Raw genomic sequence first — 7,873 nt, 5'->3', positions numbered from 1 at the left:
TGACGAGTTTTTCGATCTGTTCGAGATACATGCTCAAGGGGGTATCCTCCCGTGGCCGCACGCGGCGGCCGTTTCGGTCTGCGCAGCCCGCGCGGGCCGGCCTTGGTTGCTCGGTTCCGGGCGTGCCCGGGAAACCTATCGGGGCAGGTGGACCCGCAGGGGGTCGCTGCCGGGGAAAAAACGCACCGCGACGCCCTGCGGGCCGAGACGTTCGTCCAGCAGGGCGGCCATCTCGCGGGTCATGCGCTCCTCCAGGGAGAAATGACCCACGTCGATGGTGAAAATTTCGGCCTCCATGGCCGCATGATACTTCACGTCGCCGGTGACCAGCACATCGGCCCCGGCGGCCCGGGCGGCCGCGCCCAGGGACGCCCCCGACCCCGTGCAGTAGGCCACGGTGCGCACCAGCTCCGGCGCCTCGCCCGCCAGGGTCCAGAAGCCGCGTTCCACATGCCCGGCCAGCCGCTCGGCGAAGCGCGCCCAGGCCAGGGGCTCGGGCAGCTCCCCCGCGAGGCCGTAGCCCGTGCGCGGCGCCTCGGGCCCGGCGGGCTCGAGCACGCGCGGGTTCCTGAGCCCCAGGGCGCGCGCCAGCCAGCCTGCTGGCCCCTCGGGGCGCACGTCCAGGGAGGTGTGCGCCGCGTAGAGCCACGCGCCCGACGCCAGCACGGCCCGCGCGGCGTCCAGGAAATACCCGGGCCGCGACAGGGCCTTGGGCTCCATGTACAGCGGGTGGTGGGTCAGTACGAGGTCCGCGCCCCAGTCCAGGGCCTCGCGCAGCCGCCCGGGCGCCGGGTCGATGGTCACGGCCAGCTTGCGCACGTCCGCGCGGGTGCCCGCCGCCTGGACGCCGCTGTTGTCCCACGCGGCGGCCCCGGCGGGCGGGGCGACCTGCTCGATGCAGGCGATGACGGCGGCGTGATCCATGGGTGCGTGCGGCCTCCTGGGCGGACAAAAGGGCGGCGCGGGGGCCTGGGCCGCCGGGCTGCCGTTGTCTTGGCGGGCGCTGGGTCGTGGTGGGCCAAGCAGGGGTCGAACCTGCGACCATCCGGTTATGAGCCGGAAGCTCTGCCAACTGAGCTATTGGCCCATCCGGTGCTCGCCAAGCCGATTTTCATACCCGTTCCTGGCGCTTTTTGTCAAGACGAAGTCATGCGCTCCGGGGCGCGCGGCGCGGCCCGCAGCACAGGCGGTGCGCCGGGCCAGTCCGGCCCGGCGCGCGTGGTGATTCGGCCGGCCCGTCCCTCAGGACCGGGGCTTGGGGCACTTGTTCCGGCAGTATTTGATGGCCTGGCGGGCGGCGATGGCGCCCTCGCCCACGGCCACGCTGATCTGCGCGAAGCGGCCCACGCAGTCTCCGGCGGCGAACACGCCGGGGATGTTCGTTTCCTGCATGGCGTTGGCCACGATGTGGTTGCCGTTGCGCTCCAGGCCCAGGGTCCAGGCGAAGTCCGACGAGGACGCCTCGCCCATGGCGATGAACAGGCCGTCGGCGGCATAGGTGCTGCCGTCGTCGAAGACCAGGGTGTCCAGGGCCGGGGCGCCGCGCAGTTCCACGATCTTGCGCGTGATGATCTCGATGTTGGCCTCTCCGAGCTTCTTGAGGTATTCCGGCGAGATGGTCATTTCCTTGCCCTGGGTGCACAGGGCGACCTTGTCGGTGTAGGCCAGCAGTTCCAGGGCCTGGCTCGCGGCGTAGACGCCCTCGCCCAGGGCCACCACCGGGCGGCCGCGATAGAAGAATCCGTCGCAGGACACGCAGTAGGAGATGCCCTTGCCGTCGTAGTCGTCGAAGTTGGAGATGCCGGGGCGGACCTTGGACACGCCCGTGGCCAGGATCACGGCGCCCGCGTCGTAGTGGCCGGACTCGGTCTTGACCTCGAAGCGCATGGCCTCGTTCATGTGGATGCCCAGCACGCGGGCGGTGACGATTTTGGCGCCGAAGCGTTCGGCCTGGGCGCGCCCGGCGGCCATGATCACGCTGGCCTTGGTGGTCTCGGGAAAGCCGAGATAGTTGTCGATGTCGTATTCGCCGTCGATCTTGGGCGGCAGGCCGACCACGACGGTTTCGATGTCCGCCCGGGCGGCGTAGATGGCGGCGCTCAGGCCCGCGGGCCCCTGGCCGACGATCAGCAGTTGCACCTGATGCATGGAATCCTCTTTGGGGTTGGCGTTTGGCTTGTGCTTATCCCCTTATGCTATCAGGCCCGCGCCCGGCCCGCAACCGTGCCCAGGTGCCGTGCGACGTACAGGAACGGCGTGTCCAGCAGGGCGACGATGGTCTTGAAGAGGTATGTGGTGATCAGGATTTCGAGCAGCACAGGCCAGGGGAAGACGCCCCAGAATGCAATGAAGCAGAAGATGGACGAATCGAGCAGCTGGCTGACCAGCGTGCTGGCGTTGTTGCGCAGCCAGAGCATGGCGTCGCCGGTGCGGCTTTTCCAGAAATGGAAGGCCCATACGTCGTGGAGCTGCGAGACGAGATAGGCCGCCATGCTTGCCAGGGCGATGCGCGGCAGGACGCCGAAGATGGCTTCCAGGTGCGGTTGGGCGAAGTCGTCGGGCGTGGGCGTGAAGGCCAGGGCGATCTGCATGTAGGCCGTCGCCAGCACCAGCACGATGAAGCCCAGCAGCACCCCGCGCCGGGCCTCGGCCTTGCCGTACAGCTCGCCGAGCATGTCCGTGGACAGGAACACGCTGGCGTAGAGCACGTTGCCCAGGGTGGTGGTCAGCCCGAAGAGCTGCACCGTCTTGAGCACCTGGACGTTGCACAGGATGAGGTTGAAGACGATCAGGCCGTAGAGCCCGGCCTTGCCGAAGAAGCGGTGCAGGACGACGACCATGCTCAGGTCGAGCAGGGCGAAGCCCAGCCAGAGGATTTCATTGGGCATTTCAATCTCCGGAGTGATGTTTTAGATGGAGGTCGGCCTCCATCCCGGCGTTGTGCCGGAGGGCAGCTACATAGGCGCCTTCGGGGCGGGGGTCAAGGGCCGCGGGCGCCTTGCGGGCCGGGGCGGGCCAGGCCGGGGCTCCGGCGGCGGCGCTGGCCGTTCGGCGGCGGCTTGCGGCGGAGGCGGGGCCGGGCCAGGGACCGCCGGGCGCCGCGCGGGGGCGGGGCCGGGCGCTGGTGCCGCGCGGGGCGGGGCCCGGCGAAAGGGCGCTGGCGGACGCGCCGGGGCCGCCCGAAGGCGGCCCCGTGATGTCATGAATTGTCCGGCCCGGGGCGGGTCAGCCCGCCGCCTCCTCGCGTCCGGCCCCGGCCAGGCATTCCCCGGCCAGGCAGACCCGGTTGCGGCCCTGGTCCTTGGCCGCGTACAGGGCGCGGTCGGCCTCGCGCACGAGGTCCACGCTGCGCGAGAACCCGCCCGGGGAAAGGGACGAGACGCCGATGCTCGCCGTGACCGAAAAGTCGCGGCCCTCGCACGAGAAGCGCAGGGCCTGGACCTTGGCCCGCAGGCGCTCGGCCAGCAGCATGGCCTGGGCCTGGCCGGTGTGCGGCAGGATGACGCAGAACTCCTCGCCGCCGTAGCGCGCGGCGAAGTCGGTGGAGCGCAGGGTGTCCTGGAGCAGCTGGCCCACGTCCTTGAGCACCGTGTCCCCGGCCTGGTGGCCGTGGGTGTCGTTCACGGCCTTGAAGTGGTCCAGGTCGAGGATGAGCAGGGAGATGTCCTGCCCGTAGCGCTGGGCTCGGGAGAGCTCCTCCACGATGCGCTCGTCGAAGTAGTGGCGGTTGTAGATGCGCGTGAGGCCGTCGTGGTCGGCGCGCAGCTTGACCTCGCGGTAGAGCAGGGCGTTCTTGAGGGCCAGGCCCAGGTGGTTCACGGCGGAGTTGAGCACGTCGCGCTGCTGGCGCGTCAGGCGCATCTCCTCGCCGGTCAGCAGGGCCAGGCAGCCGAAGCTGCGCCCGCCGGCCTTCAGGGGCAGGAGGAAGAGCCTGCCGTCGCGCGGGGTCAGGTCCGCGCCCTGGGCCACGGCGTCGGCGTCCATGAGGTAGGTCAGCTGGTAGCTCTCGACCTTGGCCCCGGAAAGCCTGCGCGCGCTGCCCAGGAGCAGCTCGATCCACTGCTCCTGCACGGCGGCGTCCTCGTGGAAGGCCAGGAAAATCTCGCTCTCCATGTAGCCCTTGCCCATCTCCTGCCAGAAGATGCCCTGGGCGGCGCTGACGGGCAGCAGCTCGGCCAGGTCCTTGCGGGCGGTGGCCACGATGGTCGCGGGGTTCAGGCTCTCGGAAACCCGGGCCATGAAGCGGTTGAGGAACAGCAGGTAGTCCGTCTTGCGCGAGAGGATTTCGCGCTCCAGGGCGATTTCGCGGGTCATGCGCATGATGTCTTCATAAAGCGAGTGGACCTCGCCCGCCTTGCGCATGGTGTCGCATATCTTGGCCTCGGCCAGGGGCCTGCGCAGCACGGTCAGGAAGCCCATGTCGATGAATGCCTCCAGGTCGGCCTCGCCGCCGGGGTCGAGCAGCAGCACCTTCTGGGGCGGCTCCCATTCCAGTATGGCGGCGCGTCCGGCGGCGTCCTGCCGCTCCCACACGCGCATGGGAATCCAGATCAGGAAGGGCGTTTCCTCGTTCATGTCCGCGTCGCCGGGCAGGGCGGACTCGGGCCAGTTGCGCAGGGTGCAGCCCGGCACGGCGGCCTGGATGCGCTTGGCGTCCAGGTCGTCGAGGCCCAGGCCCCAGAAGAGGATATTCTGTTCCACGGTGTTCATCGCTGCGTCCTTTGTGCTGAGAGGGCGAAATCGCAGTTTGGCTAGCAAGAACGGGGCCAGAATGCGCAAAAGGGAGGCGCCGCGGGCGGCGGCGCTGGCGGGTGCGGCATTTTCCGCGCCTGGTTCCGGGTCGGTTTTTTGACTTGCGGCCCGCCGGGGGCTAAACCCGCCGCCCGGGCCTGCCGATGAACCGACAGGGGCCCGCCGCGACCCCGTTGCGAAAACCGCTGCCCGGAAAGGATGGCCCATGCCCGAAACCCCGCTCGTGTCCGTCGTTGTCGCCAACTACGAGTATGTCCGCTTCCTGCCGCGCCTGTTCGAGAGCCTGGCGGGGCAGACCTTCGGGCTGTCGCGGGTGGAGCTGGTGGTGGTCGACGACGGCAGCGCCGACGGGTCGGTGCCTGTGGCCCGGGCCCTGGGCGCGGCCCTGGGGCTGGCGCGGCTGCGTGTCCTGCCCCTGCGCCACCAGGGGCACCCCGGTCCGGTGCGCAACGCGGGCCTGCGCGTGGCCCGGGGGCGCTATCTGCTGTGCCTGGATGCCGACGACGAACTGGCCCCGGGGTTCCTGGCGCGTACGGTGGCCGCCCTGGAGGCCGCCCCGGGCATGGCCCTGGCCTATACCGACTATGTCGAATCCGGCCCCGGGGGCAGCCGCGACGTGGCCCTGCCCGAGTTCGACCCGGACATCCTGCGCACCCAGAATCCCCTGACCCTGGCCACCCTCATGCGTCGCGAGGTCTTCGCCGCCAGCCGGGGGTTTTTGTCGGCCACGGCCTACGAGGACTGGGATTTCTGGGTCCAGGCGGCGGCGGCGGGCTTCGCGGGGGTGCGCGTGCCCGCGCCCCTGTTCCGCTACAACCACCACCGGGCCAATTTTTCCTGGCGGGCGCGGCTGGCCGATGGCCGGGCCAAGGCGCGCATCGTGGTGGACAACAAGTATTTCTTCGCCCCCGAGGTGCTGGCCTGGGCCCGGGCGCTGCTGCGCGGCGAGCCCTGGGCCGCGCCCTTCAGGCGCGGGCTCATCCCCCGCGCCCAGGATGTGGCCGCCCTGCGGGCCATCGCCGCCGACGTGGCCCGGGCCCGCGCGGCGGGCGCCCCGGCCCGAGCCGTGGGTTCTTGACGCGCGCCAACCGCGAGGGCATGATCGAAGGCTATGGAATCGCGGAAAATCTGGGCCACCCTGGACCCGTTCCACGAAGGCGGGGAGATCATGGGCCGCAGCGTGGCCAACGAGGCCTTCCTGCGCGCCCTGCTGGCCCTGGACCCGCTGGATGAATACCATTTCTTCCTGCGCGACCAGGTGCTGGCCCGGGGCGTGGAGGAATTCCTGGCCCGCGAGTTCCCGGCCCTGGCGGGCGACGGCCGCCTGCGCGTGCGCACGCGCAGGGAGCTGCCCGGGGCCCTGGCAGGCGGCGCGTACCACTGCTTCCACCTCTCGGACTGCATCAACAACCCCGCGCACCTGGCCCGGCTGCGCAACGCCCTGGCCCCGGCGGCGTTCCCCATCACCGCGCCCACCCATTCCCTGAGCTACACGCGCTACATGCGCGACCTGCTGGCCCACCTCTGGCCCGGGGTCACCGCGCGCGACTGCGTCGTGGCGACCTCGCGCGGGGCAGTGGGCGTTCTCGGCGCGCTCTACGACCACCTCGACGGCTGCTACGGGCCGCTGCCCCGGCCCCGGGTGGAACGCATTCCCCTGGGCGTGGACACCGCCGCCCTGCACCCGCCGGACCCCGCCCTGCGCGCCGCCGCGCGCGACCGCCTGGCCCTTGGCGACGACCAGTGCGCCATCCTCGTCTTCGCGCGCATCTCCCAATACTCGAAGATGGACCTCGTGCCCGTGCTGCGCGCCGCGCGGCGCATGGCCGCCGGGGGGCTGGACCTGGCGCGCCTGCGGCTGCTGGTGGCGGGCTGGACCGACACCGACGACCCCTACCCGGCGACCCTGGCGGCTCTGGCGGCCAACGCGGGGCTGCGCCTGGACGTGATCGCGCGGCCCGACGAGGCGGCCAAGCTCGGCCTGTTCCACGCGGCGGACATCTTCCTCTCGCCGGTGGACAACCCCCAGGAGACTTTCGGGCTCACGGTGCTCGAAGCCGCCGCCTGCGGGCTGCCCGCCGTGGTGTCGGACTACGACGGCTACCGCGACCTGGTGGAGGACGGCCGCACGGGGCTGCTGGTGCCGACCCTGGGCCCGGGGCCGACCCCCGAGGTCGACGCCCTGGCGCCTCTGGTCTTCGACAACCAGTCGCACCTGCTGTTCGCCCAGCAGACGGTGGTGGACGTTCCGGCCCTGGCCGACGCCCTGGCCCGGCTGGTCCGCGAGCCGGGGCTGCGCCGGGCCCTGGGCGGGGCCGCCCGGCGGCGCGTCCTGGAGGATTTCACCTGGGCCTCGGTGGTCCGGCGCCATGTGCGGCTGTGGGAGGAGCTGTGGGAGGCGCCTGTGGACGAGGCCGCCCTGCGCGGGCGGGCGCACCCGCTGCACATGCCCTACGGCGCGGCCTTCGCGGGCTACCCCACGGCGGGCTGGGACGACGCCCTGCCCCTGCGCTGGTCGCGCACGGGGGAGGCCGTCTATCGCGGGCAGGACTATATCACCGTGTGCGCCGGGCTGGAGGGATTGGTGGACCCCGGGCATGTGTCGCGGCTGGTGTTTTTCGCCCGCAAGCCCCTGGGAGCCGGGGACCTGGCGGCCAAGGCCGCCGCCGCCTGCGGGCTGGACGCCGGGCAGGCGCGCTTCCTGGTGCTGTGGGCCCTCAAGCACGATCTTCTGGAGCGCGCCGGGTGCGGCGCGGCTTCCGGCGGGGCGGGCTGAGGTGGCCGAAACCGCCGCCGCCCCGGCGGACCTGCCCCGGGTCCGCCTGCATACCCTGCTGCGCCTGCGCGGGGGCACCACGGGCGTGGCCCGGCTGCTGCACGAGGCGCTGCGCGCCGCCGGGGCCGACGCGGCCCTGAGTTTCGAGCAGGACGACGGCCCGGGCGCGGCATCCGAGGCCGCGCCGCCCGCCGGGCGCAGCCCCGGGGCCGAGGCGCGCGTGTCGCCCCTGGCGGCGGGGGCCTGGGCCCTGGCCGACGGCCCGGCGCTGCTGCACCTGCACGCCAGCGCCGACTGGCAGGCCTGCCTGCGCGGCGCGCTCTACGCGGGGGCGCGCACGCTGCT

6 protein-coding genes, 1 tRNA gene and 1 pseudogene are annotated in these 7,873 nt (G+C 71.8%); 3 read left to right on the top strand and 5 right to left on the bottom strand.

Annotation, left to right across the window (positions count from 1 at the left end):
• Positions 1 to 135: 135 nt before the first annotated feature.
• From M0P34_RS11770 to M0P34_RS11750, 5 genes are all read right to left on the bottom strand, one after another.
• Complete coding sequence (locus M0P34_RS11770; RefSeq protein ID WP_291499327.1) at positions 136 to 924, bottom strand: Nif3-like dinuclear metal center hexameric protein; 789 nt, start codon at positions 922 to 924, stop codon at positions 136 to 138.
• A gap of 87 nt (positions 925 to 1,011) precedes the next feature.
• A tRNA-Ile gene (locus M0P34_RS11765) sits at positions 1,012 to 1,087 on the bottom strand.
• A 155-nt stretch (positions 1,088 to 1,242) separates the two neighbouring features.
• On the bottom strand, positions 1,243 to 2,148 hold the full coding sequence (locus M0P34_RS11760; RefSeq protein ID WP_291499315.1) for an NAD(P)/FAD-dependent oxidoreductase: 906 nt from the start codon (positions 2,146 to 2,148) through the stop codon (positions 1,243 to 1,245).
• Positions 2,149 to 2,198: 50 nt separating this feature from the next.
• Positions 2,199 to 2,888, bottom strand: a complete 690-nt coding sequence (locus tag M0P34_RS11755) for a queuosine precursor transporter (RefSeq protein WP_291499312.1) — start codon at positions 2,886 to 2,888, stop codon at positions 2,199 to 2,201.
• Between the two features lie 337 nt (positions 2,889 to 3,225).
• Positions 3,226 to 4,710 carry a GGDEF domain-containing protein gene (locus M0P34_RS11750; protein WP_291499310.1) on the bottom strand — a complete coding sequence of 495 codons (1,485 nt, stop codon included), beginning with the start codon at positions 4,708 to 4,710 and terminating at the stop codon, positions 3,226 to 3,228.
• Positions 4,711 to 4,957: 247 nt separating this feature from the next.
• Between M0P34_RS11750 and M0P34_RS11745 the strand changes: the two genes are divergently transcribed.
• The 3 genes and pseudogenes from M0P34_RS11745 to M0P34_RS11735 form a co-directional block, all read left to right on the top strand.
• Positions 4,958 to 5,830 carry a glycosyltransferase family A protein gene (locus tag M0P34_RS11745; protein ID WP_291499308.1) on the top strand — a complete coding sequence of 291 codons (873 nt, stop codon included), beginning with the start codon at positions 4,958 to 4,960 and terminating at the stop codon, positions 5,828 to 5,830.
• Between the two features lie 33 nt (positions 5,831 to 5,863).
• Positions 5,864 to 7,528, top strand: coding sequence for a glycosyltransferase family 4 protein (locus M0P34_RS11740; protein ID WP_291499306.1), 1,665 nt, complete (start codon positions 5,864 to 5,866; stop codon positions 7,526 to 7,528).
• 1 nt (position 7,529) lies between these two features.
• A pseudogene (locus M0P34_RS11735) lies at positions 7,530 to 7,873 on the top strand (hypothetical protein); the annotation flags it as partial.

The organism is Desulfocurvus sp. (assembly GCF_023230885.1).
Classification (GTDB): Bacteria; Desulfobacterota; Desulfovibrionia; order Desulfovibrionales; family Desulfovibrionaceae; genus Desulfocurvus.
This window is presented reverse-complemented; position numbering and strand designations above follow the sequence as displayed.

Bases quoted from the DNA above. Each gene is read 5' to 3' on its own strand.
- M0P34_RS11740 (WP_291499306.1), top strand. From the start codon at position 5,864: ATGGAATCGCGGAAAATCTGGGCCACCCTGGACCCGTTCCACGAAGGC.
- M0P34_RS11760 (WP_291499315.1), bottom strand. From the start codon at position 2,148: ATGCATCAGGTGCAACTGCTGATCGTCGGCCAGGGGCCCGCGGGCCTG.
- M0P34_RS11755 (WP_291499312.1), bottom strand. From the start codon at position 2,888: ATGCCCAATGAAATCCTCTGGCTGGGCTTCGCCCTGCTCGACCTGAGC.
- M0P34_RS11745 (WP_291499308.1), top strand. From the start codon at position 4,958: ATGCCCGAAACCCCGCTCGTGTCCGTCGTTGTCGCCAACTACGAGTAT.
- M0P34_RS11750 (WP_291499310.1), bottom strand. From the start codon at position 4,710: ATGAACACCGTGGAACAGAATATCCTCTTCTGGGGCCTGGGCCTCGAC.
- M0P34_RS11770 (WP_291499327.1), bottom strand. From the start codon at position 924: ATGGATCACGCCGCCGTCATCGCCTGCATCGAGCAGGTCGCCCCGCCC.